Annotated in this window: 26 protein-coding genes and 2 pseudogenes; 14 read left to right on the top strand and 14 right to left on the bottom strand. The window is 55.5% G+C overall.

Features of this window, described 5'->3' with window-relative positions; genetic code table 11:
- Nucleotides 1–6: 6 nt before the first annotated feature.
- The 5 genes and pseudogenes from ROLI_RS07105 to ROLI_RS07085 form a co-directional block, all read right to left on the bottom strand.
- Entirely contained in the window at nt 7–168 is a 162-nt protein-coding gene (locus ROLI_RS07105; protein ID WP_187431425.1) for a hypothetical protein, read from the bottom strand.
- A gap of 213 nt (nt 169–381) precedes the next feature.
- Entirely contained in the window at nt 382–885 is a 504-nt protein-coding gene (locus ROLI_RS07100; protein ID WP_187432345.1) for a hypothetical protein, read from the bottom strand.
- A gap of 620 nt (nt 886–1505) precedes the next feature.
- The gene (locus ROLI_RS07095; RefSeq protein WP_187432346.1) at nt 1506–2549 is read right to left on the bottom strand and encodes a Hint domain-containing protein; all 1044 of its coding nucleotides are present in this window, start codon (nt 2547–2549) and stop codon (nt 1506–1508) included.
- Between the two features lie 264 nt (nt 2550–2813).
- Nucleotides 2814–4376 carry a bifunctional diguanylate cyclase/phosphodiesterase gene (locus ROLI_RS07090; RefSeq protein ID WP_187432347.1) on the bottom strand — a complete coding sequence of 521 codons (1563 nt, stop codon included), beginning with the start codon at nt 4374–4376 and terminating at the stop codon, nt 2814–2816.
- A gap of 247 nt (nt 4377–4623) precedes the next feature.
- A pseudogene (locus ROLI_RS07085) lies at nt 4624–5757 on the bottom strand (IS3 family transposase).
- 73 nt (nt 5758–5830) lie between these two features.
- Between ROLI_RS07085 and ROLI_RS07080 the strand changes: the two are divergent.
- Nucleotides 5831–6960, top strand: a protein-coding gene (locus ROLI_RS07080; RefSeq protein ID WP_338469156.1) for an IS3 family transposase whose coding sequence is annotated in 2 segments (ribosomal slippage) — nt 5831–6077 and nt 6077–6960 — 1131 coding nt in all. Because the reading frame shifts where the segments join, the coding sequence is not laid out codon by codon here.
- A 285-nt stretch (nt 6961–7245) separates the two neighbouring features.
- Here ROLI_RS07080 and ROLI_RS07075 read toward each other — a convergent pair.
- The 3 genes from ROLI_RS07075 to ROLI_RS07065 form a co-directional block, all read right to left on the bottom strand.
- On the bottom strand, nt 7246–7791 hold the full coding sequence (locus ROLI_RS07075) for a recombinase family protein (RefSeq protein WP_187431815.1): 546 nt from the start codon (nt 7789–7791) through the stop codon (nt 7246–7248).
- Nucleotides 7792–7886: 95 nt separating this feature from the next.
- On the bottom strand, nt 7887–8966 hold the full coding sequence (locus ROLI_RS07070; RefSeq protein ID WP_187431816.1) for a nucleotidyl transferase AbiEii/AbiGii toxin family protein: 1080 nt from the start codon (nt 8964–8966) through the stop codon (nt 7887–7889).
- On the bottom strand, nt 8963–9619 hold the full coding sequence (locus ROLI_RS07065) for a DUF6088 family protein (RefSeq protein ID WP_187431839.1): 657 nt from the start codon (nt 9617–9619) through the stop codon (nt 8963–8965). The genes ROLI_RS07070 and ROLI_RS07065 overlap by 4 nt, the downstream gene beginning before the upstream one ends.
- Nucleotides 9620–9811: 192 nt before the next feature.
- Between ROLI_RS07065 and ROLI_RS07060 the strand changes: the two genes are divergently transcribed.
- The 4 genes and pseudogenes from ROLI_RS07060 (at nt 9812) to ROLI_RS07040 (ending at nt 13924) form a co-directional block, all read left to right on the top strand.
- On the top strand, nt 9812–11005 hold the full coding sequence (locus ROLI_RS07060) for a DUF932 domain-containing protein (protein WP_187431817.1): 1194 nt from the start codon (nt 9812–9814) through the stop codon (nt 11003–11005).
- 123 nt (nt 11006–11128) lie between these two features.
- Nucleotides 11129–11362, top strand: a pseudogene (locus tag ROLI_RS07055) (DNA-binding protein); the annotation flags it as partial.
- A 542-nt stretch (nt 11363–11904) separates the two neighbouring features.
- The gene (locus ROLI_RS07045; RefSeq protein WP_316247495.1) at nt 11905–12579 is read left to right on the top strand and encodes a lytic transglycosylase domain-containing protein; all 675 of its coding nucleotides are present in this window, start codon (nt 11905–11907) and stop codon (nt 12577–12579) included.
- Nucleotides 12580–12823: 244 nt separating this feature from the next.
- Nucleotides 12824–13924: a relaxase/mobilization nuclease domain-containing protein gene (locus ROLI_RS07040; RefSeq protein WP_222869679.1), complete on the top strand. Its 1101-nt coding sequence runs from the start codon at nt 12824–12826 to the stop codon at nt 13922–13924.
- Nucleotides 13925–14215: 291 nt separating this feature from the next.
- Here ROLI_RS07040 and ROLI_RS07035 read toward each other — a convergent pair whose 3' ends face one another.
- Nucleotides 14216–14599: a helix-turn-helix domain-containing protein gene (locus tag ROLI_RS07035; protein ID WP_187431820.1), complete on the bottom strand. Its 384-nt coding sequence runs from the start codon at nt 14597–14599 to the stop codon at nt 14216–14218.
- A gap of 44 nt (nt 14600–14643) precedes the next feature.
- Nucleotides 14644–15216: a GlxA family transcriptional regulator gene (locus tag ROLI_RS07030; RefSeq protein WP_187431821.1), complete on the bottom strand. Its 573-nt coding sequence runs from the start codon at nt 15214–15216 to the stop codon at nt 14644–14646.
- Between the two features lie 44 nt (nt 15217–15260).
- Here ROLI_RS07030 and ROLI_RS07025 point away from each other — a divergent pair, with 44 nt between their 5' ends.
- Nucleotides 15261–16385, top strand: coding sequence for a DJ-1/PfpI family protein (locus ROLI_RS07025; RefSeq protein WP_187431822.1), 1125 nt, complete (start codon nt 15261–15263; stop codon nt 16383–16385).
- Nucleotides 16386–16420: 35 nt separating this feature from the next.
- Here the strand turns inward: ROLI_RS07025 and ROLI_RS07020 are convergent, their stop codons facing one another.
- The 3 genes from ROLI_RS07020 to ROLI_RS07010 form a co-directional block, all read right to left on the bottom strand.
- Nucleotides 16421–17074, bottom strand: coding sequence for a leucine-rich repeat domain-containing protein (locus tag ROLI_RS07020; protein ID WP_187431823.1), 654 nt, complete (start codon nt 17072–17074; stop codon nt 16421–16423).
- Nucleotides 17075–17093: 19 nt separating this feature from the next.
- Complete coding sequence (locus ROLI_RS07015; protein WP_338469244.1) at nt 17094–17948, bottom strand: alpha/beta hydrolase; 855 nt, start codon at nt 17946–17948, stop codon at nt 17094–17096.
- 300 nt (nt 17949–18248) lie between these two features.
- Entirely contained in the window at nt 18249–18677 is a 429-nt protein-coding gene (locus ROLI_RS07010) for a hypothetical protein (RefSeq protein WP_222869680.1), read from the bottom strand.
- Nucleotides 18678–18996: 319 nt separating this feature from the next.
- On the opposite strand from ROLI_RS07010, the gene ROLI_RS07005 reads away from it, so the two are divergent.
- On the top strand, nt 18997–19644 hold the full coding sequence (locus ROLI_RS07005) for an AraC family transcriptional regulator (RefSeq protein ID WP_187431826.1): 648 nt from the start codon (nt 18997–18999) through the stop codon (nt 19642–19644).
- On the top strand, nt 19641–20222 hold the full coding sequence (locus tag ROLI_RS07000) for a hypothetical protein (protein WP_187431827.1): 582 nt from the start codon (nt 19641–19643) through the stop codon (nt 20220–20222). Before ROLI_RS07005 ends, ROLI_RS07000 begins: the two co-directional genes overlap by 4 nt.
- Here ROLI_RS07000 and ROLI_RS06995 read toward each other — a convergent pair.
- Nucleotides 20212–21360 (bottom strand): AraC family transcriptional regulator, encoded by a 1149-nt coding sequence (locus ROLI_RS06995; RefSeq protein WP_222869682.1) that lies wholly within the window; start codon nt 21358–21360, stop codon nt 20212–20214. The genes ROLI_RS07000 and ROLI_RS06995 overlap by 11 nt on opposite strands.
- Nucleotides 21361–21509: 149 nt before the next feature.
- Here ROLI_RS06995 and ROLI_RS06990 point away from each other — a divergent pair, with 149 nt between their 5' ends.
- From ROLI_RS06990 to ROLI_RS06965, 6 genes are all read left to right on the top strand, one after another.
- The gene (locus ROLI_RS06990) at nt 21510–22205 is read left to right on the top strand and encodes a hypothetical protein (protein WP_187431829.1); all 696 of its coding nucleotides are present in this window, start codon (nt 21510–21512) and stop codon (nt 22203–22205) included.
- Nucleotides 22206–22335: 130 nt separating this feature from the next.
- Nucleotides 22336–23166 carry a MipA/OmpV family protein gene (locus ROLI_RS06985; RefSeq protein WP_187431830.1) on the top strand — a complete coding sequence of 277 codons (831 nt, stop codon included), beginning with the start codon at nt 22336–22338 and terminating at the stop codon, nt 23164–23166.
- Between the two features lie 140 nt (nt 23167–23306).
- Nucleotides 23307–24341, top strand: a complete 1035-nt coding sequence (locus ROLI_RS06980) for a serine hydrolase (RefSeq protein WP_187431831.1) — start codon at nt 23307–23309, stop codon at nt 24339–24341.
- Between the two features lie 405 nt (nt 24342–24746).
- The gene (gene trbB, locus ROLI_RS06975) at nt 24747–25727 is read left to right on the top strand and encodes a P-type conjugative transfer ATPase TrbB (protein WP_187431832.1); all 981 of its coding nucleotides are present in this window, start codon (nt 24747–24749) and stop codon (nt 25725–25727) included.
- Nucleotides 25727–26059, top strand: a complete 333-nt coding sequence (locus tag ROLI_RS06970; RefSeq protein ID WP_187431833.1) for a TrbC/VirB2 family protein — start codon at nt 25727–25729, stop codon at nt 26057–26059. Before trbB ends, ROLI_RS06970 begins: the two co-directional genes overlap by 1 nt.
- Nucleotides 26059–26328, top strand: a complete 270-nt coding sequence (locus ROLI_RS06965) for a VirB3 family type IV secretion system protein (RefSeq protein ID WP_187431834.1) — start codon at nt 26059–26061, stop codon at nt 26326–26328. Before ROLI_RS06970 ends, ROLI_RS06965 begins: the two co-directional genes overlap by 1 nt.
- Nucleotide 26329 lies beyond the last annotated feature (1 nt).

The raw sequence follows: 26329 nt of genomic DNA, 5'->3' as shown, positions 1-26329 counted from the left end.
ACGTCATCAATCAAAGACCATTCCCCGAACTGCATCGCGTTTTGGGCTGGTATCGGCTTGGGTGAAGGAAAATTGATGGCGTCCAATGCGCCCAAACTGGTGCCAAGCCACTCCGAAAAAGACGCTCAAGGGCACCAATCCATGAGAAATGATGCCAAGCAATTCCATCTCGCAGCATCCTCGGCTGAACCTGATTGGCGCTTCCCCCATAGCGCGCGCCCAGACCCCACGGCTTCCTCCTAGTCATGTTTCCCAACGCGGGCCACACTCACACTAAGCCGAAAAGTCGCGCACAGGCCCGCATCGAAAAACCTTAAACTTAGTGAGCTTTCGCTGCGATGGCACCAATGGCGGCTTTGCCGAGCCATGCCTGCCTTATGCTTATGCGCTATCGCCTGCCCGTGCATCAAGTTGAGCACTCCACTTGGCAATATTGTCATTCTTCTCGGCAACGAATTCATCCCAGCCCTCAACGATTTCCGCATAGTTTTTCGAAACCGAAATTAGCGTACTGTTCAGGGATGCCAGCCGGTCCGTGAGACCGCCAATCGCGTCCGGTCCTGCGGTGGAAATCTGTTCTCGAACTTCTCCAATTTGGCCCGGAATTCGTTCCGCCCATTCCTTCATGTCCTGTTTTTGGCGCGTTTTTGCTTCAAGCCATCTATTTTCAGATTGGAGCTTGCGCTCATAGTACTCCTGCATGGATCGACCCGTTTCCGGGGTTGCATCGGAAGCGGGAGACGATGTCGAGTCGGAAACATCTTTTTTTACGCCTAGGGGCAGCTCCACTTTGAATTCTTGCTTTGGTTTGGGTTGTTCCGCTTGTTTAGCCACCTCGGCTGGGCGTGGCATGGAAGTGGTATTGAGCGACACTGATCCGATCATCGGGTTCTCCTGAAAATTTCGGTATTTTCCAGATCATAGACTGTGTTGATTTAAGACCTCGTAAATCGAGAATGAAAACGTCCGTTTCAAGTCCTGATCCAACGCAAGCAGGCATTCATCCAACTTGCAGCATTGGTGAATTTGGGCTCTGCCGTTGAATTCGCTGCGCTCTGCACGAACGGCTGCAAGTTCAATCCCAATGGCCGCGACCGTCGTTAGCAACGCAGGCAAGTGTCAGTCACGCAACGATTTTCGGAATTTGGGCACTAATGGGCGCAACGGCAGGTATTATTTCACTCTTTGATCTAGGTGTGCTGCATCACCGCATGGCGGCAATGAGCCCATACTGTGAATTGGGTTTCCGCGCTGCGTGCGCTCGCAGCACAATAAATGCGCCGTGAACGAAAACCATCATGCCGTCGCGCGGCGAGAGGAACGGCCATTGGTGCAGCCTGCAACATGGATCACGCGGTGAATTTAAAGGTCGCAGACTTAGTGACCCTTCACTGCGTGGACCTGAACGGCGGCTTTCCGAAATATTTCTTGTATTCTGAGGGCCTTTCAATTGTTGGAAAAAAGCGTGCCCCAGCCAATCACGCCAATATGAAAACTTGGCTCAATCAATGCGCAAGCGCCATCACGCGCAAGTTGTGCGACCGTTCGATCTTCTCGGCAATTCGTCGCGCCAACTTGTTGTGTAGGATGGGCCGCGCGGGGGCCATTCCACCAAGGCCGAAATCGGGCGGTGTCCCGACAATCGCATCGGGTTGTCGATCTATCAGTCCATTGCTGTAGGCGGTGAGGAGCAAAGTCTCGGTCGCTATTCCGTTCGACCAGAGCAGGTTGTGGTGTTTCGTAAGAATGTGGAAATAGGTGATCCCCGCCGTTGGGCATTGTTCGTTGATACCGGCAACGCCCGTCAGGGTATGGACCGGTGCGAGAGCCCCTGCTGGGCCGATCTTCGGGTGCGATACCATTCGCGCCGTCAGCAGAACGCGATGCTGCCGCGAAAACCGCGTATCGGTGACGGGGCACCCCGGGCCGAAACTGTCCGCGCGCACCATGAATGGGCGCAGCCCCTTGTGGCTTCGCATTTCGAACCATGTGATATGACGCCGCCCGATCCAGAGGATCGGCTGTGGCCTACGATCAAGCGTGGTCACCAAATCCCCTGCCTGTAACGCCTCGACTGTGCGGTCCCCCTCTGGCGTCGCGATCAGGGTCCCGGTGGTGAAACAGGCGACACCTTCTGCCGACAGCTCAGAGTAATTCGTGGTGTTCGGGTTGGAGACATTGGTGACAGTGTATTCCACGTTCATTGAGGGCGCGGGATCTTGGAAGATGTAGTAATAGGAGTTGCTTGAGGCAATGTAGACCTCTGTCATGAAATAGTTGTTGGTGCCGTCGCTCAGCGTGATTTCGTCACGCGGCTGCACTTGGCCCGAGGTTTCGACCGCGCCAAACTCGTCATAAACGATCGCGGTCTGGTTACTGTCCTCATCATCGCGATCGTCGGTGCCATCTTCCAGGCGAGTGTCATTATCGGTGATCTGGATGAGGTGGTCGGCAGGCTGGGTAAACGTAATCGCGTCCCCGTTGGACACAGTCCCACCGGGCCACGTGATCTGGTCGTCATCATATCCTGCGTAATCATACGTTGCCATAAGAAGCGTAAATAAAAGAGAAATCTTACCATTTTACGAATGGGGGGCGAAACCAGATGACAATATGTCGACAGTTTGCTCGTCTTTGATGATCGTGTCGTCAACTAGTCCAAGTTTGGTTTAGGGCCTTCGCTTAATAGCAAATTGCGAGGTTGCGATTTGGTTACAATCGCCCTGACAGACTTGGTCAAAAATGATCATGTTCGTGAATGGGTTTCAATGATCTAAAGCAAAACCATTAGATGAACGATCCCATGTCACGGATCAAACGGCCTTGAGGCTGGGTTTGCCTGTACTTGATCCATTGGTTTGCTCGAGAAAGTTCGAAACGCTTTGGGGATCCAAAGCTTTTGCAAATAGATAGCCTTGTCCTTGGCGACAATCCCGGACTGACAAGAAATCAAGATCAGCATCAGTCTCTATTCCTTCAGCGGTGACTGAGATTTCCATGGATTGTGCAAGTGCCAGGATCGCACTTACAATTTTGGCGTTTTGAGGGGTATCATCGACGCCCGTCACAAAACTCTTATCAATCTTGATTTTGTCGAACGGCAATTTGCTCAGCGTTGCAAGGCTGGAAAATCCTGTTCCAAAATCGTCCAGCGAAATTCGGACGCCAAGGTCTTTCAGTGCATCGAGCGACTTCTTCGCCTCTTCGATGTTTCCGATCACGGCACTTTCAGTAATCTCGATTTCTAGGCGGCTTGGGGCTAGACCCGATTCAGCCAGTTGCCACTGGATATTTTGAAGCAACTCATCATCAAAAAGACGCGGAGACAGGTTGAATGCGATAAATACCGTATCATCCCATTCCGAAGCCAGCTTTAGGGCTTTCCGCATCGACTGCCAGGTTATTGAACCGATCAGCCCCATATCCTCTGCAAGTTGAATGAATACATCTGGCTGAACCGGGCCCAGCGTCGGGCTTGTCCAACGCGAAAGTACCTCTAAGCCGCATACCTGACCGTCATCAATGTTAATGATAGGTTGGAAAAACGGCTCGATATCCATCTGCGATACGGCTGTCCTTAATTCTGCTTCGAGCAGAGCCTGCCTTTGCAACTCGTCGCCCAAATTCTTGTCAAAGAAGGCATAGCGTCCGCGCCCTTCGGCCTTGGCTTTATACATGGCCTGGTCAGCGTGGCGCACAATCGAATGTGGGTTTTCGCCTTCCCGCCAATGGCAAATCCCAATGCTTGATCCAACTGTTGCCGTCCACCCATTGATATGGATAGGCTCTCCGATTTCCCGCAATAGCCTCCTCGCGAGGCTCGTTGAAGTTTTGAAGTGTGGATCGTCTGACAGCAGGATCGCAAACTCGTCCCCGCCCAGGCGTGAGATGTGGCACCCTTTGCCACAACACCTCTGGATGCGTTTGGTGATTTCCTGTAGAACCAAATCACCACTTTCATGCCCCCGCAGGTCGTTAACGGCTTTGAATCGGTCCAAATCAAGCAGAAAAACGGCTGGAACGTCCTCCCGTGTTACATCTTGAATAGCTTCGTTCAGCAACTGATAAAAGTAGCGTCGATTGTACAGACCCGTCAGCGTATCGTGCCTGGCTGCATGTTGGGCACTTTTCTCAGCATCGGAGGCAGCAGATATGGCCTGTCGCAGCCGCTTGTTTGCCCGGATAAGCAGAAACGGGAGAACGGCCGCCCCAATCGTGTAAATGAGGATCATCTCGTCCAGATCCCAATCCTCGTGCGATCGGCTGAATTCAAAAAAGGCCTCAAAAGCCTCAGCTTCGGCGGCGAAGAAGTATGCTACCACTGCTACGATACAAACCAATATCTCTATATTATACGTCCCAATTGTGTTGCGCATAGCATCAAGTCCTCAAAGTACTTCGAGGCATAGATAGCGCGCAGGACTTAACGAAAGATTTGAGGGCGCATTTTATTATAGATACTTCTATGTTTGGCGCCTGAAGACCGGGAGTGACGGGTTTGCAGAGAAGCCAACGTTGGCGCAGTCGCAGCGAAAGTTCGGTTTGGATTTGAAGTCATATAGTGACCTGAGCCCCAAGTTCCCTCCAGCTTTGGGCGGAGTCCTTGGGGTTAAATCTTTGACCTTAAGCGGCCATCTTGTCCATGATCCTTCTCTGCAAGAATTCCATCGGGGTCAGGTTCCCCAAAGCTGAGTGTGGTCTGCGCCAGTTGTAATCCTCCTGCCATTCCTCAAGCGTTTTGCGGGCATCCCGCAATGTGCCAAACAACGTTTCATTGAGACATTCATCCACTGCCCGGCAGTGCATGTTTACATGCACGAGAGGGGCGCAGCTTACCGTTGAAGCTTTCGACGAAGCCGTTCTGCTGGGGCTTTCCAGGTGCAATGTAATGCCAGTCGATACCTGTATCCTGAACCCATTTGAGGATCGCCATGCTGGTGAACTCAGTTCCGTTGTCCGAAACTATTGTCTTCGGCATGCCGTGTTCAGCGATTACCTTGTCCAGTTCACGTGCAACGCGGTGACCAGACAACGATGTGTCAGCCACCAGCACCAAGTTCTCGCGACTGAAGTCATCGACTACCGCAAGAATGCGAAAGCGGCGGCCATCCGTCAGCGCGTCAGACACGAAATCCAAGCTCCAGCGTTGGTTCGGACCGTCGGGTAGCACCATTGGCTTCCGAGTGCCCAAAGCGCGCTTTCTGCCGCCTCTGCGCCGAACCTGCAGCTTCTCTTCACGGTAGATCCGCCTCACTTTCTTGTGGTTCACCTCAAAACCCTCCCGCGCAATTATCACGTGGATGCGGCGGCAACCAAACCGTCGCCGTTCCCTCGAAACCCGTTTGATGGCATCCCTTAGTTCACCATCATCGCCTCGGCGCGACAGATACCGCACCGTTGATCTATCGATCTGCAAAACATCACACGCCCGCCGCTGACTGACTTGATGGGCTTCCATCAAATGCACCACTGCTTTCCGCTTCCCAACGGGCGTCACCATTTTTTTGAATTGATGTCTCGCAGCATCGCGTTGTCCAGCATCTGTTCCGCCAGCAACTTCTTCAGCTTGCCGTTCTCGTCTTCCAACGCCCGCAACCGCTTCGCATCAGAAGGCTCCATACCGCCATACTTCGATTTGTATTTGTAGAACGTCGCTGAACTGATCCCATGCCGCCGACACACATCAGCGGTCTTCTCACCAGCTTCCTGTTCCTTGATCATCGCAATGATCTGTTCATCCGTAAATCGTGCCTTCATTTGTCCGTCCTGGTCTTGCCACGTTTTAGTTCCGGTCTCTTTCGAGCAATGTTTGCTATGAAGGAGATAGAGAATGGCACCGAGATACACAGACGAGTTTCGTCTTGATGCAGTACGCATCGCAACGACCAGTGGGCTGACACGACCGCAAGCGGCAGCGGATTTAGGAGTTGGGCTTTCGACGTTGAACAAGTGGGTTCAAAAGCATCAGCATGACAACCTGATGTCGGGTCCTCACGAGGATGTCGAGAAAGAGAACGAACGCCTTCGCAAGGAAGTTCGGTTGCTTCGCGAGGAGAGGGAAGTGTTAAAAAAAGCGGCAATCTTCTTTGCAGGCCAAAGTCGGTGAGGTTCGCCTTTATCGACGCCTGGAAAGAAGAATGGCCTGTCGAATTTCTTTGCCGCGTCATGCAGGTTACGTCGCGAGGATTTCGCGCGTGGCGAAGCCGCCCGATGAGCCAGCGACAGCGCGACGATATGGTGATCCTGGCGCATATCCGCGAACAGCACCGCTTAAGCCTGCAAAGCTATGGCGGGCCTCGCATGACCGAAGAACTGCAAGAACTGGGTCTGCAAGTTGGGCACCGGCGCGTGGGCCGCTTAATGCGGGAGAATAGCATCAAAATCATCAGGACCCAGAAATACAAGGTTACGACCGACAGCAATCATGCGTTTAACATCGCCCCTAACTTGCTGGGCCAGGACTTCTTTGCAGATGGTCCAAACCAAAAGTGGGCCGATGACATTTCCTACATCTGGACCAGTGAGGGCTGGTTGTATCTGGCAGTGATCCTTGATTTGTATTCCCGTCGTGTCATCGGTTGGGCGGTTAGCAATCGTATGAAGCGGGATCTGGCGATCCGAGCATTGGATATGGCTGTGGCACTGCGGCAACCGCCGAAGGGCTGCATGCATCATACGGATCGCGGGTCGCAATATTGTTCAGGCGACTATCAGAAACGGCTGTCTAAACACGGCTTCCAAGTTTCGATGAGCGGTAAGGGAAACTGCTACGACAATTCCATGGTTGAAACGTTCTTCAAATCACTCAAGGCAGAGCTGATTTGGCGCAACCGCTGGGAAACCAGGCGTAAAGCCGAAGGGGCGATTTTCCAGTATATCAATGGGTTCTACAATCCACGACGGCGGCACTCGTCATTAGGTGGCAAAAGCCCCTTGGCCTTCGAACGAAAGGCTGCCTAAATGAGTTGAGAGACCGGAACGCAACCGCGACAAGACCAGACCAGATCGACGCGGACAGTCTTCAAAATCAGGCCCACCTCATCATCTATCGAAGCATTTTGGATAAGTTTGAGGCGCTTGAGCAAAACAAGTCAAAGTTCAAGGACCAGAGCGATAGGCTGTACTTGGATGAAATCCGCAAGTACGAGGTCGATTAACACTTCCAATAGTGCTTTGGACTTCCAGTTCTATTTCTAATGAAATGTCGTTTTGCCCTTGCTGTCGATCGCTGTACGCTAGGTTCCGTCACCGTAATCTTGATATCGTGGTATGAGCCACACCCAAATCCAATGCGATCGCGCGGCAAGTGTCTCCGTTGGCCATGCGGTCACGGGCAAGTTGCCGCTGGTGCTCTGTCAGCTTTGGCTTGCGTCCAAACCTTGTTCCATTGGCGATAGCGATCTGTCGGCCTTCATTGGCGCGCCGGGTGATACGTTCTCGCTCGTCCTCAGCCAAAGCTGAAAGGAAGGCTAGAATCCCTTTGCCCATCGGGGTTGTCAGGTCGAGCCATGGTTTGTCCAAGACCTTGACGGTCGCCGATCTGTCCGCGACGCGCTGGATGATATTGATCCCGTCCATCATCGATCTGGTCGCCCTGTCCCATTCAGCGATGACGAGGATGTCCCCTGCCCCCAAAACATCAATGGCTCGTTCTAACTGAGGTCGGCCTTTGACTGTCCGGCCCGACGCTACTTCACGAAAGATCTTGTCCGCTTTGGCTGTGTTCAAGGCACCAATCTGGCGATCAAGGGATTGTCCCTGGCTGGACACTCTGGCGTAACCAATAAGCATGAGGATATTCTAGACCATGCAGTTTAATTGCGCACCTGATTTATGCACCAATCCATGGGCCTTGTCTTTATGATCGGCTCTGTTCGTTGCAAATATCATGAATTTCCATCCAAAACGCCCTTCGACCCCGTCGGCGTTGTGTTGAGCCTTTGTTCCAAATCAGCAATCCGCTCGATCACGGCATCGAAAGGCGGCGCTTGTCCGAAGATCATGCCCGACATCGCGCGGTAGTCACGGCGCAGGTCATCGAGCATTTTTCCAAGGGGACTGATGGAAAATGTCGGTGTAACTGCCGTCGCGAGATCAAAGGCTGGGCGGTTAAAAAACATACGCGCGTGGGCGACGCAGTCGGCACCAAGCGCATGATCCGTCAAAGCTCTCTCGCCGAGGTCCGACCCCAGAAGTTGATAGGTATCGTAATAGTGTCGCGACACGCGCTGCCCGCTACCTTTGAGTTCTCCGCGTGCATCGAACCAACGACGCAGGCCATGCAGGATCACGATCTTGTCCCAAAATGTCCGCTCTGCGTCAACGATGGTGACATTCCCAACAGTCAGTTCGATATCCGGAACGTCTTCCGCCAGATAGGGAGTGATGCTCCGCGCGGAATTGGGATCAAGCGCGGATTTTGCACCGGACTCGATTTTCACAGCCTTGGCGATGTAGGCATCATCAGGTGTCGCGGTTGGATACCGCAGGTACAACGCTTGGCTGTCTTCTGGATCAGGCTCGATAAAAAACCGAGCCACATCAAGGCCGTTTCGCCCGGCAACGTCCGAAACAATCTCGTTCAGCCCGCCAGAGAACTGGCCCTGGATATAAGTTTCGCACGCCGCTTTGATCGCATCCAGCGCCTTGGCGCGTTTCTTACCGCTTAAAGCCTCAAGCTCTTCTATGGTTGCGGCTTCTCCGAGATCATCCCGGAACACTGTGACGTCGATATCCTCCGAAAACCGGCGGATCAGCCCAAACCCCTTTGACAAGGACGTACCGCCTTTGAACAGAAGCCTTGGCCCGTCCGGCAATCCATTGAACAGCGCGTCCAGGGTCCAGCAGACCCAAAAGTCCTTTTCGACATTCTGCGGTGTGGTGCCCAAGCGCTGTGCTGTTGTCGTGAAAAGGCCAAGGCGCGTCTCGTCATCCGCCGAGATAATGCGGTCAAACGCGGGGTTCACGTGGCACCTGCATGCTCTGCGAGTATCGGGCGCAACAGGCTTTGCATCCAACTGGGCAATGTCGTCAGCCCGTCATCGAGATCGTCGCGAAGGCGCTTGCCTTTCGTCGGATCATTGAGAAGAGCCGTGAGGCGGCGGATCAGCACCTGATCCTCGTCAACCTGCCCCATCGTATCCCGCAACCAATGCAGAGCTTGCACAATGCGCATGGCCGGCCGGCCAGCCCAATAGAGCTTGCTGGCAGCTGTCGGTTTGAACACGATGTCGAGCTGGCCGAGCGAAATCGATTTTAATCGGGCGTCGGTATGCACCAGGACCTTTGCTGGGACAGCATTGGTGAGACCCAGATCGTTTGCGGCCGTCATTCCATCGACAAGGACGCGTATCTGATCTCGGCGTGCGATGGCATCAATCACTTCGCGGGGATCTGCCGGACTGTCTTTCTGGGTCAGGCGATTGGTCGACGGTTGATCGTAGAGGCCACGATCCACCCGGCGCAGAACCCCTGCCCGCGTCAGTCGCTGCAGCACTTTGTCCACGGCATCACGTTCGCCGAGATCCAGAAAATCCCTCGGTGTCCAGACGCCACGCGGCGTGCCATTCGCAATCCGTGTCAGGATATCGCGCTTTAGATCTGTTGATGCATTGTCCATGTCCGAAATCTGTAGCATGATTTCGGACATGATGGAAGTAGATTGTCCGGAATTTGTATACAAGCATCGGACAATCGTCCCGAGAAGCGTTCAATCCGGACAACCATCGACGTGAGAGGGTGGAGGCTGTCCCCGTGACGGGTTTGGAGGTCGAGAGAGAGGCTCCCGACCGCCCGTCGCGGGAGATACCCAATGAATACCCAAATTATCGATGCCGGGCGTAACGCCAGTGGCGGTTACAAGGTTGATGTGTCACGCGGTGAAAACGTGGATCGCGTCTCGTCGGAGTGGTTCTCGCGCCCCGATGATGAGCGATACCTGTCACTCGACGACCTCTTCGCGTCTGTGAAAACCCGCGCTGAGCAGAGCCGAACACGGACCGTGGAGAGTGCCGCGATCCGGGTCGAGGCGCATCGCGATGACCCCGAGAAACTGGGGTTGGTCCTACCCGGGGCCGACGAACCCATCGCGCCGACGCATTGGAGCTTTGGACAATTGTCGAGCATTGTCGGCGCGCCAGCCGCCTATCTGCGCCAACTGCCCGCACCGCTTGCAGGCATCAACCTGCAATATGGGCTGACCAACCACCGGGCAGAGCAGATCAGGACCATGGAGGTCGCGAACGGGCGCACGGAACTGCGCGCTGTCACCGGCCCCGACTACGGCCGCATCTACGATCACGAGCTTGTTTCTGCCGTGCAACGCATCGCGGGCAACGGCACCGGTGATACGCGCTGGAAGGTGCCGGGCGTGCTCGATTGGTCTACGGGCATCTACAATCCGCGTGTGGACGTGACCAAGGAAACAACGACGCTCTATGCCTCGGATCGTGATGTGTTCCTGTTCCTGGTCGATGACCTGAACCCGATCGAGGCGGGGTTGCTGCCCGACGGCTCGCCCGACCTCTATTTCCGGGGGTTCTACTGCTGGAATTCGGAGGTCGGTGCCAAAACGCTGGGCATCGCCAGCTTCTACCTCCGTGCCGTCTGCCAGAACCGCAACCTCTGGGGCGTCGAGGATTTCCAGGAGATCAAGATCCGCCACTCGAAATATGCCGCGTCCCGTTTCGCACATGAGGCCGCCCCGGCCCTCAGGAATTTCGCCAACTCATCGCCCGCGCCCTTCATCGACGGCATCCGCGCCGCGCGGGAGAAGATTGTCGCACGGACAGATGAAGATCGCTCCGACTTCCTGCGCAAGCGCGGGTTCTCGAAAGCAGCGGCATCTACGATCATCGACACCGTCCTGACCGAAGAAGGCCGTCCGCCCGAAAGCGTCTTTGATTTCGTGCAGGGCATCACGGCGGTCGCGCGCAACAAACCCCAGCAAGACGCGCGGCTGGAGATGGAAACCCGCGCCAAGAAGCTGCTGGAAGCTGCCGCCTGAGCAACGTCGCACCCAGATTGTCCCGGTCCGTCCCTCCCCCAGAGGAAGAGGTGGGCCGGGTTTTTCGTGACGGGTTTGAAAGGTCGAGAGAGGTTCCCGGCCGGCCCGTCGCGGAGAACCCCGATGACCAAGCAACAGAAAATCACCCTGAGCGCCTCACGCGACATCCCCTTCAACAAGCTCCTGCTCAGCCAGTCCAACGTCCGTCACATCAAGGCTGGTGTGTCGATTGAGGAGCTGGCCGAGGACATCGCCCGGCGCACCCTGCTGGCCAGCCTGACGGTGCGGCCCGTGTTGGACGAGAACGGCTCGGAGACCGGCATGTTTGAAATCCCGGCAGGCGGTCGTCGCTTCAAAGGCACGCTTTCCGGCAAAGGTGCCGCAGGGAAATGGACCGATGCGGCCACCGGAGAGCATGGCGATCTGCTCGACATCATTCGCGAGACCTGCGGTTTCGTCGATTTTGCCGATATCGCACAAGAGGCCCGGCGGTTTCTCAGCCTACCGCTTCCAGAGCGCCCAAGCGACATGGCCTCCCGATCCAACCCCGCACCGTCCGGATCGCCGAAAGCAGCCAGACGGCTATTTGCCATGTCGCAGCCGATTGTAGGGACTCTGGCCGCAACATACCTGCGCAATCGTGGGCTGGCGGCATTGTCCAACACAGCGAGCCTGCGATTTCATCCTCGCTGCTACTACCGACCAGATCGGCATTCCGAGACCGAAACCTGGCCTGCCCTCATTGCATCGGTGACCGATCTCGATGGCGCGATCGCGGGCGCGCATCGCACGTGGCTTGATCCGAAAGGTTTCTCCGACGCAACCCACAACCAAACCGAACGTGCAGTTGGCAATCACCCACGCGACTTTTGCGACTCCTCCTTCTTTCCGGCCTGCTTGTGAATGCCGTCCCACCGATACCTGTACATGCTCAGAACTTTGCGGCAGAGCGTTCATCCGCGCATCCTCATGCCGACCATATCGCCGAAGCGTCGCAGCGTTTCGGTATTCCAGAGCACTGGATCAGGGCGGTGATGGAGGTGGAAAGTGCGGGTCGGGTGACCGCCGTCTCCACCGCCGGAGCAATGGGTCTGATGCAGATCATGCCCGGCACCTGGACGGAACTGCGCCTCCGCCACCGTCTCGGCAACGACCCCTTCGAGCCCCGCGATAACATCCTCGGCGGCACGGCTTACCTGCGCGAGATGTACGATCTCTTCGGCGCGCCGGGCTTTCTCGCCGCCTACAACGCGGGTCCAAACCGCTATGCGGAGCATCTCGCGACGGGACGTCCACTGCCGCGCGAAACCCGCGCCTACGTCGCGATGCTTGCGCCGATGATCGGATCAGAGTGTCCGCCGGGCAGCCGTCATACCACCGTACGACCGGCGGATTGGCGTGACGCCGCGCTCTTTGTAGCGCCTGTCGATGGCGCACCGACAACAGCTCAACCGCAGATATACCGTCAATCTGACGCCGATCCGAGAGCTTTGGGTCCGCATGCCCTTGCCCCGTCAGCGGATCGTCCGGACGGGATATTCGTCACACCATCTCGCTCGGATCCCTCACAATGATGGGCATGAGGCGAAATCGCACCCTAGAGGTCTACCGCGCAGGCTGGGGTATCAAGAGGTGTGCAACAGGAGACAGAGGAAAGGGATGGCGAGATAAAAGGGCACGATGCGTGCCGCGGTTGTGGAGTGTGATATCAGAGACTTACATGACGATTTCGCGAGGTGCGCATCATCAGCGCAGCCTGCAAATCAAATCCTTCCGCAGTGAGTTCAACATCTTAGCGCGATGTGTGGAGCTGCTGTCATGAGCGAAGACGACTTCCGCATCCGACCCGGCCGCATTCGATCATCAAGCAGCCAGAGAGCGCGACCCTTCATCGCCCAGGCCTTGGCAGCCACACAGCGTGCCGGTGGTCGCGTCTCTCGGTCCGGCAAGATCACGTCGGGCAGCCGCTCATCCTTCGGGCGCGGCAGACGCGCCACCGTTCAGGCCAACCACAGGCTCACGAGCCGTTCGCGGATTGCCGTTATTAAGACGCGCGTGGTCCGCCACACCGCACGCAGCGCTCCGCTTGTCACCCATCTTGCCTACCTGCAACGCGAAGGCGTCACTAGGGATGGAGAAGACGCCCGGATGTTCGGACCTGCCGAAGACGACGTGGATGCCAAGACATTTGCGGAACGTTGCGAAGAGGACCGGCACCATTTCCGCTTCATCGTCTCCCCAGAAGACGCCATGGATATGAGTGACCTCAAATCCTTCACACGCGACCTGATGCACCAGGCGGAAAAGGATCTGGGCACAAAACTGGATTGGATCGGCGTCGATCACTGGAACACCGAACACCCTCACATCCATGTCATCGCTCGGGGTCGTGCCGATAATGGCGAAGATCTCGTCATCGCGCGCGACTATATCAAGGAGGGGATGCGGGCGCGGGCTCAAGATCTGATCACGCAAGACCTTGGCCACCGGACAGACCGCGACATTCGCAACACGCTCGAACGCCAGATCGACAGCGAAAGTTGGACCAACCTCGATCGGCAGCTTGCACGAGACGCCAATCGCCTCGGCATTATTGATCTCGCGCCGGTGTCTGGCCATAAGCCTGACGACCATCATGCGCTCAAGATCGGCCGGTTGCGCAAATTGGAAACACTTGGTCTGGCCGATCAAGTTGGCCCAGGCCAATGGGTGATGGACGAAGACACAGAACCAACCTTGCGCGAACTCGGCGAGCGCGGCGACATCATCAAGCGCATCCATCGCGGACTTACAGCACGCGGCATCGCGCGCAGCACAGCTAACTATGTCCTTGCAAGCGACGGCCTAAACGATCCCATTGTCGGGCGACTCCTCGATCGTGGTTTGGACGACGAGTTGAAAGTCGCTGTCGCGGCATAGACCATGTCATCGAAGCGGTCATTGAGCGTGGTGAGCATCTGGGATCAGTATTTTCTTTTCGCCACAAACGGATCGGATAACTGAATTGCGGGACGTTCCGGGCTTTTGCAGTTGTCATCATTACTGACGCAACATGTATTCGCATTTGCAGCGGCAGCAGTTTTATAGCGCTAAAGCTCTCCAGTTGCGGCCAGCGCCCTTGTCATCAGCTGCGTCTCTACTCAGCAGGCTACCGCTAACACCCTAACCGTGAAACTTGATTTTTCCCAGATGCGGCTTTTCTCTGCTGGCTCACTGTTTTTCGAATGTTTCCCGAAACGCGAGAGGCGACTTGCCTACCGTTGTCTTTACAGCAGCCTCAAATGCGTCCACCGATTGAAAGCCAACCTGAAATGCAATGATCTTGGATGAAAGCTTGGTTGTGGTCAAAAGACGTTGCGCCGCCTCGACCCGCATCAACCGGACATAAGCTGCGGGTGTTGCCCCCAAGTCTGATTGGAACCGGCGGGCAAAGGTCCGGTCCGACATATTTGCACGCGCGGCAAGCCGTGTATTCGACAGATCATCCGCAAGATTATCGGCGATCCACGCAAGTAGGTCTGCAAAGCGGCCGCCTTCGGCGTGCTGCGCCTTTAATGTATTGCTGAACTGAGACTGCCCGCCAGATCGCCGCAAAAAGAGCACAAGCGATTTTGCAACTTCAAGCGCAATGTCGTGCCCTAGTCGTCTTCAACCAACGCCAAGGCAAGATCTATCCCTGCCGCCACACCAGCACTGGAGAAAATATCACCATCATTGATATACAACGCCTCCGGTACGACCCTGACCCGTGGAAACAGCGTCGCCAAAAGATCGCATGACGCCCAATGAGATACGATAGGTCGATCATCCGCCAGCCCAGAGGCTGCAAGGACGAAAGCGCCGGTGCAAACGCTGCCTATGCGTCGTGTCGTCTTTCGACGTTGCTGTAGCCACAAAACGAGCTTTCCATCACTGCCAGCGGTAAACAGTCCCTCTTCAGACCCCCCTGACACAATAATGGTGTCAATTGGGTGATTGATCTCTGCGAGCGGTGTCAGGCCTGTGATTTGCAGGCCGCATTCTGCTTGGACGGGCTGCGAGTTCAGGCCCGCATAAACAACATCATATGAGCCTGGCATCAATTGGTTCGCGCGTGCAAAGACATTGCCCGGTCCGGCGACACCTAATGCGTTCGCACCGTCAAAAAGAACAATGACCATTTGACGTTGATTGGCATTTTTCGCGGATACTATGTCATTTACGCCATTCATGGCGATCTCGTAGCATTCAGCCTGAAATTAGAAAAGGAAAAGCTGTGAAAAGACGTGTATTTGTGTTGGGTGCGGGTGCGGCCAGCGTTGTGTCTATTGTCGCGTGTTCAACTGGGCGGATCGAGACGATAGACCAGAGCGCCCCTGAGGCTGATGTCATCACACGATCAGACACACTCGCGGCACTGCAGCCCCCAAAGCGAAAGCGACCCGTCGTTGCAATTCTTGCTGACAACCAAGGCAGCGAAGCGACCGATCTGATCGTCCCGTGGAGCGTTTTAAAGCGTTCGGATGCCGCTGATGTGATCATTGTCAGCACCGAGCCAGGCGATGTTCAACTGATGCCAGCCTTAAGAATTCGACCTGACATGACGGTTGACCAATTTGACGAAATGCATCCTGAAGGTGCGGATTATGTGATTGTTCCCGCGTTCCACAATCCAAAGAACCCAGTCGCGGCAAATTGGCTGCGACAGCAAAGTGAAACACAGGCGATTGTCGCGGGTGTTTGTTCGGGAGCACTGGTCCTTGCCCATGCAGGCCTCTTGGTTGACAGGCGCGCAACAACGCACTGGTATGATCGTGACAAATTGGTCCGCATCAGCCCGACGACGAAGTTGCAGCTGAACAACCGGTATCTTGCGGATCGGGGCGTTGCGACGACAACAGGCGTTTCGGCATCACTGCCCTTTGCATTGACGTTGGTCGAAGCAATTTTGGGGCGGTCCCGCGCCGAACAAAGTGCGGCTGCACTAGGGTTGGCAGATTTCGGGCAGGCACACGATAGCGCGGCGTTCCGATTGAAAACGCAACATGTGTTTCGGGTAGCATCAAACTTTGTCTCGGGTAACGAACAACTCGGAATGCAAATGGACAGTGGAACAGATGAACTGGAACTAGCCTTTGTTGCAGACAGTTGGTCCCGTACATACAAGTCAACGTTGCCCACGTATTCTGACGGCGATGTAGGCGAAGTCGCATCTTTTAACGGAATGCGTTTTGTTCCAGACCTCGGTGCTGCTGAGGGCGCAGCATTGCCGCAGATCCCAGCTTACGAGGGTCGACCAGCAAATGCACTTGCATCCACACTTTCGGACATTGCGAACCGCTATGGAGAGGCCACTGCGCGTCTCGTGGCGCTTCAGTTAGAGTATGCTTGGAAAAACTAGACGGTGCGCCGGATATGGGGTGCGAAATTCGCCAATTACAGCCCGAACCTTTTCCTGTAACGGTTTAACTGCAAAACAAAATTGAATTGCCAGCCAGGGCGGTAGTTATCGCGGTACGCCGTGCCGCCTGAAATATCCAGAAACACGATCCTATCGAGTGTTTCCAAATGGTCACGCGACCCATCCAGTGCGTGACTGCGATAAAGGTTGAGCCATTGCAGGTTTTCGATGCGGGTTATCGGTTCGAGTGATGCGATTTGTGTTTTGCCAATATCTAACCGCTCTAGCGCTGGCAGTGTCGTGAGCGGGCTCACGTCTTCTATCCATGTGTCGTGTAGTTGAACCAGACGCAGGTTGGGTAATCCCGTAAGAGGCGCAAGATCGGACACATGAGTCATATTGAGATCAAGGTGTTGAAGCGTGTTTATGCCCTCGATCCCCGACAAGTCACTTAAGCTGGTTTCACGTACCGTAAGATAGGCCAGATTGGGAACATCACCAATGTTGGCCGGCAACCTGCGCAACGCAGGAAGGTCGCTGAAATTAACACTGTTCGTGCCAGCCTCGATGACTTCGCGCACGCGATCTTCTGCGATAGCAAGCTGTGTTCGCGATGCGTGCCATGACGGGTATTGAAAGGCCCCAACCGCAAGAAGTGCAAGACTAACGACAATGATGATGTTGCGCATTTGTTAGATCGCCCTCCAGTTAAGGTGTTGTCAGCGCTGCTGATTGTAAGAAATGCACATAGATTTCAGCCACTTGGGTCGGTTGATCTAGCATAGGTAAGTGACCGCAGTTTTCAGGCGTCGCGCGTGTGGAGGCGGGCAAAGCGTCACCAAGAACACGTGCACCGCTGACATGGAAAATCCGGTCAGGCTGGCACCAAATCACGAGGGAGGGCATGGCCAGTGCGGGCGCTAGTTCCAACACCGTGGGCACGGACGATTGGTCATGCACCGCAGCCCAAACCTGCGCGTTGTGATCTGCAGTGCTGACCTCGTCGGCCATCCAACTTTGCAATATCGGCCCTGGCACATAGGGCATCTTTGGCGTCAGCCAGTCATGGCGCGCCGCAAAGTCGGGCTCGCTGCGCACCACCAATGGCTTATGGCCAATGGCCAAGGCACGATCCATATCGCTTTGGATCGGGGTCGATACCCCAAGCGGGCTTCCGATAAAGGCGATGCTGGCGACCCGTTCGGGGTGCTGATGTGCCAACAACGTGGCCACGTAAGCACCCATTGAATTTGCGCCGATATGGACCTGCGCGAGGTCGAGCGCGTCAAGAATTGAACGCAAGTGTACTTGCTGCCGGTCCAGTGCATAATCCCCGACAGGCAAACGCGCGTTGTTGCCAAAACCCGGCAGATCGATTGCGATCACATGGTAGTTACTGACAAGGTGGCGCATCATTTCGACCCAATGTTCCTTGCGAGCGTAAATCCCGTGGATCAACAAGATCGTCTCACCTTCCCCGCCCTCAAGATAGTGGATCGTGCCGGCTTCCGTTTCGATTGATTTCGCTGTCAGGCCTGCGGAGAGGTTGTTTAGCTTCAACAAAACGCCGGCCACCTTTATGGGCGCCGTGGTCCAAGCCACTGCGATGACAAGCACAATGGCAAACAGTCCTACCAACGATCTGAGAATGAGGCGTTTCATAGCGGGGCCTAACTTAAGAGCACTGACGCCATCTGCTTGAGCTCGGATCAAGTGTGCCTGTGGGGCAGGATAAACTGCCAAGGCAAAATAACCTTGGCAGTTTATAGGCGATCAGGGGCGTCGTGTGTTACGTGAGTGGACTATCGTGCCGCCTAACCTGCCGCAGTTTTCACATTTTCGCTTGAAGGAACGTGCAATGTATCAGGAATTGCTGTCCGACTTTTGCAGAGCAAGAATAAGGCCGCAAACGAGGCTCACCATCAGCAGGCCAGTTGCGATCCAGGGCGGTGACGCAGCTGTTGTCCGTGCCACGTGAAGCGTCGCAAGAAAGGTTGGCAGATGTTCAACGATCCCGATCGATACAATGGCCCACGTTGCCCACCGCGCATTTTGTCTGAAGGGGATCAGCAACAAAATGGCCAAAGCCAAAGCCGTTGCAAGATATCCAGCGCCCTCTGTCCGCATCATGCCAAGATACAGAGTCTGAAAGGGTAGCTCGAGGCCTGACCAAGCCATTTGGATGACATCGCCATGAAAAGGAAAGAACCTGTCTGCGGTCACGAACGCGAGGCCGATCGCGAGCATAGCAAGCGCATTGCACCAGAATATGCCGGCTGCAATGCGGTGCATGCGTGCCTGCATTTAGCGTGCCGCAACAGCAGTAAGAGCGGATTGGCTGAGGGTGGTAGGGTCAACTCTTGGCATGAAGATGACAGTGGCATGGCTCCGGTGGGATTAGATTGAAGAAACGTGCAAACAAGTTGTGACATTTGCGCTGCCACTATTGAGGCTGGAGCACAGCGATGAAACAGTGACCCCGCTGGCAGATATCAAGTTGAGCACCCCCCGCGCCACCACATGAGAACACCCGATGTCGAACCCTGTCTATTGCTTTCAAAACCATCGGTTCTCGGTAGATTCACATGAGCTATCGCTGCACCAAAACCTGATGACCTGCGTTATCGTCGGGCGGCAACGCCCCGTGATCGTGTCTGATAATCACGACTGGATTTCGGCGCAATTTGTAAGCGTTAAACCAGGCGTGCCACACCGTGTAACGGTGCCGGATGGCGGTGCGGAGATTGTCTATCTTGATGGCGTTCAAATGGCTGCAGGGCGGTCTGCATTTACAAAGCTTCCGCCCGAATGGCGCGCATTGCCTGATGCGTTTGACGCCAAAGACCACGCGGCCTTGTCGGCGTTTCGTGATTTACTAAACGCCGACAACTCTCCGCCTGATCCAGACATCATGAAGATCGTCCATGAACTCTATGCAGACCCCTTTACCCGCATGTCGCAGTCGGATCTTGCCGATGCACTTGGTCTGGAACGCACGCAGGCCTTGCGACACTTCAAGGCCACTACGGGACAAACCTTTCGCCGGTTCAAAATATGGGCTGCGATCGTTGCAGCCACCCGCAGTGCGCACCAAGGCGCGCAAATCGGCCTTGTGGGTATTGAGACCGGTTTTGCGGATGCGGCGCATCTTGCAAGAACGGCTAGTTCTGTGTTTGGCGTGACGCCAACAGCGGGGTTGTCCGGCTTAGCGGGTATTGTGACGCTGCCCAGCATACCGCCTTTGCCGCTGTCCGAATGAACAAACGGACGTCGGCGCACACAGAGACGCAAAATCCATCTGATCCGATCTTTGATATTCGAAAACAAGTGCGCAGGCGCATTTTCGAATACATGTTGGTCGTGCCAATCATGGGCATAGCCTTGATAGGCTTGGGGTTGTGGTTGCTGCCGGACAGCTTTGTTTTTGAAATGTCTTTTAGTGCGGTCGAGAACTCTGACGCCTGGGTGTTTGTTGGATTGGCTCTCATTGGGGCCGGAGTCTTCAACATACTCAAAGCCGTTGTTTTGTCTTTTCGTGCCATAAATTCATCGGGGGAATGGCACTTTCGTCTCACATATGATGCATTGCTGTGGAAAATTCCTCAGCACCCATTTGGGCCTGAAGTGGGGTTCGAGGCAAAGCTGTCGAACATAGCTTCGGTGGAGTTTCGCACGATCACCGGCTACGAGAAAACTGACATACGTGAGTACTGGGTTCACTTCAGGGACGGGACGGAAATACAGCTTATGGCGTATACAGGTGTGACGCTTTCGTGGCTTGTTGCCGAAATTCACAAGGCAGGCGTTGACTACAAAGAGACACTTATCAATCGATAGGTCGTGTCTGTGCTGTGTCCCGGTAGGCCTTGGGTGTCATGCCCGTTTCGCGTTTGAACGCTTTGTAGAATGTCGAGCGCGAGTTGAAACCGACATCCAAGGACACCGTCAATGAATTCGCCGCGCCCCCAACAATCAGCTGTTTCGCAGCCTCAATCCGGTGGTGTGCGATAAAGTCAAAGAACGTCGATCCGATTTGCTCGTTCAGCGTTTGCGAAACCTGATTGGGCAATGCGCCCACATGGCGCGACAGTTTCTGCAAAGAGAGGTTCGAATCAAGATACAAGGCATCTTGTGTCATGGCCGATCTAATCCGTGTCGCAAGCTGTTCTGCATGCGCCTGTGTTAGCGCAGATCGCGCATACTTCGGCTCAGACGGGTCGTTTGGAAGCACAGGTTCTTCGATCACCGTTTCTGGGGATGCAATCGATGCAAAGGCCACCACGAACAACAACAGGCAGGCCGTCAGGATGTAGATGAGTTCCTGCACCACGACCTGATCAAACCCTGTATTGTCCGCAACAAAAGTGAATGCAGACGCGGCCCATAAGGCAACAAGGGACACCACAAACCAGTCCAGCCAACGCAATTCACGATCTCCAAGGTTCGAATAAAGCGACCGAAGTCTAGACCGGTATTCGTGCAATCGCCTAAGTGTCGCGACGAGATAAAGACAAGATGCCACCACCCAACAGAAAATCAGGATGAACGTGACCAAAACCAGCGTTGCAGGCACGATACCCGCTGGCAAATCCCCGGCAATAAACATCGCGGTCTTGGCTTGGGCAGGCTGCAACCAGTAGCCAATCATCACCATGCCGCCTGTGGCTGGCAGTATGAAGTCGCGCCACCGCAGCACCGAAGGTGGGAGTTCAGCCGTCTTGGCCGCCACATAATAGAAGACGGCGGGCGGCAAAATGAGGAACAGCACAAAAACAGCGGGCAAGTAAAAGCCGTACAGCGATGGGGCGAACATCAAAACGAGCGGCATGGAAACGATGCCGCCGAACACGCCAAAGACCAGTGTCAGATAAAACCGTCCAAGAGCGTCCTGTGTGCCGCGAACGGCCGACATCGCGCCCGCCAGTGCCAGCCCCAGGCAGACAGCAGATAAGGCTATGGTTCCATCGTTCAGCATACCGATTGATAAGCCCAATTCTTTACCCGCATCAATGTGCGAAACACTGATGCACACATACAAAATTGTACGCGCCGTCCCGCGCGGATGACAGACTGACATTTCTGGCGCACTGAGGGTTCAAATTTCAACAACCCCAGAGAGCCCCAATGTTTGTCTTTATCACTATCACCACCGTCGCCCATGTCACCTCGGGAGGCATCGCCGTTGTTATGGGGGCGATCACGCTTGCCGTCCGAAAGGGCGCGCGGACACATATCAACATGGGTCGCGTCTTTACGCTATGTATGGGGCTGTCGTCGTTTCTTGGTGCGGTCCTTGGCCTGATTAAGATTGAAACCTTCTTCATCACTTTCCATGCTGGCGTGCTTGGGGTGACTTTGGTCCTGAGCGGTTGGTTGCTGGCAAGAGGACGCAGCGAGCATCGCAACCGTTCGTTCGTTGCCGTCGGGTGCGTAAACTTTCTGAATACCGCAGGTCTGGTCGCTGCCGGAGCTTGCGCTCTGACCCTGCCCGAACAAACGCTGCGCGGGTTTGCTGCTGCTGACTACTTTTTTCTGGCGGGTATGGCTGGCATCGCCTTGGTCAACGACCTTGTCGTTGTCTTGCGCAAAACCCTGTCTGACAGACACCGGATCGCACAGCACCTGTGGCGTATGTGTCTAGGGTTTTTCATCGCGGCGGGCTCGGCGTTCACGGGGCCAGGTGCCAGCATTTACCCGCAGGCCGTGCGCGACAGTGGCATTCTTTCACTGCCTGAGCTGACAATTATCCTGCTGATGCTGTTCTGGCTTTTTCGCATCATTTTTGGAACAAATCGCCGCCCGCTGCTGACGCGGCCATGATGTGCGCCACCGGCAGGCCGTTGCGACCAAAGGCACCGAACGTCCCGAAATCATTCCGACGAAAGGCTGATCTGATTGAGCCCTTAAATTCCACCAACGCGCAATGCTGCGCACTACAAAAGAGAAGACTATGAAACTTATTACAACAATCGCCGCGACCATGATGGTCATTCTGCCCGCCAGTCTTTGGGCGCAAGACGCCGCAGAGGACACATTCGCCGGACACGACGTCTTTTTCACCATATCGGGCGGCGTAGTTTCTGCGCCATCGTTTCTTGGCAGTGGCGAGACTTCGGTCTACGCGTTCCCCAACATCTCTGTTGCGATCGGAGATCGTCTCAACATCTCGTTGCTCGATGGGGTGTCATATGACGTCTACAAAGACGATTACCTAACGGCTGGCGCGGTTTTGACATATGATTTTGGCCGCGAAGACAGCCCGTCCGATCATGACCTGCAATTGTCCAAGGTCGCAGAGTCAGAAATCGCAGGGCTAGGCGATATCGAAGAAACAGCCGAAATCGGTGGATACGTTGAATACACCAACGGGAATTTTCAAGCCAAGCTGGCGCTACGCAAAGGTGTCGATGGTGGTCATGACGGTGTTGTTGGCGACTTTGACGTCATATACAACGCCCCGGTTGCGCTGTTTGGCAAGCAATCTGTCATCTCGTTTGGCCCGACGGTCAGCTTTTCGGACGATAGCTATGCGAGCACATTCTTTGACGTCTCGGCTGCACAATCCGCAGCCTCTGGCATCAGCGAATATGATGCAGACGGCGGCATCATGTCATACGGACTGCACGCGTCCGCTTATGTGCCGCTTAATCAGAATGTGGCGCTTGTCGGCTTTGCCGCATTTGACCAACTCACCGGAGATGTCGGCGACTCTTCGATCGTACAAGAACGCGGGTCGGACGAGCAAACGACAGCCGGACTTGTTATCAACTACACCTTTTGATGAAACTTAGTCACGGACACGCCAGCGACCGGACTTTTAGGTCTGGTCGCGACACACACAAGACGAAGCTATCTTGCTGTCCTTAGCCGATAGAAAAGACAACGATGCCGCATCCGACACACGCACTCCCCGAGAGGATCTTGGCGCCTTATCGCGGTGGTGCGACGGCGCTTGTTACCAATATCGTGCATAATGGCGAAATGAGCGTCACCGCCTCAGGGAAAGTTGATCATGCCCAAAGCACCCCGCCCGAAGACCTGATCTTCGAGATCGGATCAATCACAAAGGTCTTCACCGCACTTTTGCTTTCCCTTCTCGTCGAAGAAGGAAAGATTGACGCGAACCGGCCGATAAACGCTTTGGCAAAAGAGTTGTCAGATATCCCGTCATGGATCACACTACGGGCGTTGGCCACGCATACGAGCGGTCTGCCACGCATTCACGTACCGCTATGGAAGGCACTGATTTTTTCCCTACCCGATGATCCCTATGCGACGTTCTCAAGAGGTGACCTATTTGCTTGGTTCAATAGGCACAAAGGATCGAAACGACCCCGCCGCATGCGGCATGCATATTCCAATCTAGGTTACGGCCTTTTAGGCGAAGCATTAGCAATAAGCGAAGGGAAGCCCTTTCAAGAGTTATTGACTGAAATGGTGATTGCGCCTCTTGGGCTGGTTGATACGTCATCACATTTGACTGTGTCACAGCAGGCGCGATTCATGCAGCCTTTCAACACCAGAGACAAAGCTGTCACACCATGGACATTCCAAGCCATTGCCGGGGCAGGATGCTTGCGGTCGACTGCGCGGGATTTGGGGCGTTTTTCAAATGCCGTCATAGGTGCGCTGGTCAATCCGGTGACGCCACTAGATCGCGCGATCTGCCAAAGTGTTAAGCCAGAGTTGTGTTTGGGGCCGCGGGGCGCAACAGAGCCAGTTGCACAATGTCTTGGGTGGTTGTCCATCAAAGTGAACGCCAATGCGCCGCGCATGCTGTTTCACAACGGAGGCACCGCAGGGTCGACATCGTCGCTCTATATCTGTCCCGCCGCAAACGCTGCTGTCACAATCTTGTCGAACCGGGGTGTAGCTGCTGGCTTGAGGTCGAGAATGCAACTGCAACAGTGTAACCCTGACCAGGCAATAAACGATCTGTTCGCAGCTATAGAATAGAGCCCCCGTGTTAGGCGCACCATCTCATTGTCTGTTATGCTTACGACCTGACCGGGTCCTTGGAAGTTGAATGAATGGCTGCTTCCTTTACCGCATTGCATCGGCCGCATCTATGACGAAGCAGCGCCCTTCTTGCTGCGAGCGCGCGCAGCGACTATTCAATACTTCCGCTAAGGGCTCGATCCGGGCCTTCGCCGCAATAGTCACGAAGGACTACTAACCGAAACGTGCACCCTTTTATCGAGGCTATTCTCTAAATCTGCTGGGCCGCACCGCCGTTTCCCTGTCCTTCTTCGCCGGAGTGCTACTACGCCTTTTACACTGTTGCGATACCCCTAATTCCAGTTCTCTTAATCGTCCCCGATACCGGGCCGTCATGTGACGTCCCTCCAACCGAGGACGAGCATGACCGTTTTACAACAACACTCAGAGGCGGTTTTACGCGGCAGTCGCATGTTGCGGACCGCGCTCGACGCCGCGATCGCCCGATATCTTGACGATGCGCAAATCGTCGAAGTCATGCTCAATCCCGATGGACGGCTCTGGATCGACCGGCTTTCAGAGGGGCTCTGCGCCACCGATGATTGCCTCTCCGCTGCCGATGGCGAACGGATTGTCCGCCTAGTTGCCCACCATGTCGGCGCCGAGGTCCACGCCAGTAGCCCGCGCGTTTCTGCCGAGTTTCCCGAGACCGGTGAGCGGTTTGAAGGGCTTTTGCCACCGGTCGTCATCGCACCGACTTTCGCCATCCGGAAACCCGCTGTCGCCGTCTTCACACTCGACGATTATGTGGCATCGGGGATCATGTCCGGCGCGCATGCGGAAACACTCCGAGCAGCGGTCGCCGAACGCCTGAATATCCTCGTCGCAGGAGGCACCTCGACGGGAAAAACAACTCTCACCAACGCACTGCTCGCCGAAGTCGCGAAGACCGAGGATCGCGTCGTCCTGATTGAAGATACTCGCGAATTGCAATGCGCCGCTCCGAACTTGGTTGCACTCCGCACCAAGGACGGTGTGGTTTCTCTTTCGGATCTCGTGCGCTCTTCATTGCGTCTACGGCCTGACCGCATTCCCATCGGTGAGGTGCGCGGTCCAGAGGCGCTCGATCTCCTCAAAGCTTGGGGCACAGGTCATCCTGGCGGCATCGGCACAATCCATGCCGGGACCGCTCTTGGTGCCCTGCGCCGGATGGAGCAGCTCATTCAGGAAGCCGTGGTCACTGTCCCGCGTGCGCTTATCGCCGAAACGATTGACCTTGTCGCTGTCCTGTCGGGGCGCGGACCCGCACGCCGCCTCTCTGAACTGGCGCACGTCGAAGGCCTCGACTCCAACGGTGACTATCGTCTGTCCCCAGCAACCGACACCAGCAAAGGATCCCCTTGATGTTCGTCCATGGAAAACCCATTCGCCAGGCATTCGACGCCCTTTGCATTTCTGCCTTGGTCTCGCTGACATTGGCCTCCCCCGCGCGGGCGGCAGGCTCCTCGATGCCCTGGGAGGCGCCGCTGCAGGCGATCCTCGAGTCCATCGAAGGTCCGGTCGCCAAGATCATCGCGGTAATGATCATCATCATTACCGGCCTGACCCTCGCCTTCGGCGACAGCTCCGGTGGTGCGCGGCGGCTGATCCAGATCGTCTTCGGCATCTCCATCGCCTTCGCCGCGTCGAGCTTCTTCCTGTCATTCTTCTCCTTTGGCGGCGGGGCAGTGATCTGATGCTCGATCCTGACGCCATCCCCGGCTTTGTCATCCCCGTCCACCGGGCTCTGACCGAACCGATCCTTCTGGCAGGCGCGCCGCGCTCCATCGCGATCCTCAACGGCACGCTTGCCGCCGCCATCGGGCTTGGCTTGCAGCTTTGGCTGGTCGGTCTGCTGATCTGGATCGCAGGTCATCTCACCGCCGTCTGGGCAGCCAAGCGCGATCCGCTCTTTGTCGATGTGGTGCGCCGCCATCTGCGCATCCCCGGCCATCTCGGAGTGTGAA

It is taken from the genome of Roseobacter fucihabitans (assembly GCF_014337925.2).
Classification (GTDB): Bacteria; Pseudomonadota; Alphaproteobacteria; order Rhodobacterales; family Rhodobacteraceae; genus Roseobacter; species Roseobacter fucihabitans.
This window is presented reverse-complemented; position numbering and strand designations above follow the sequence as displayed.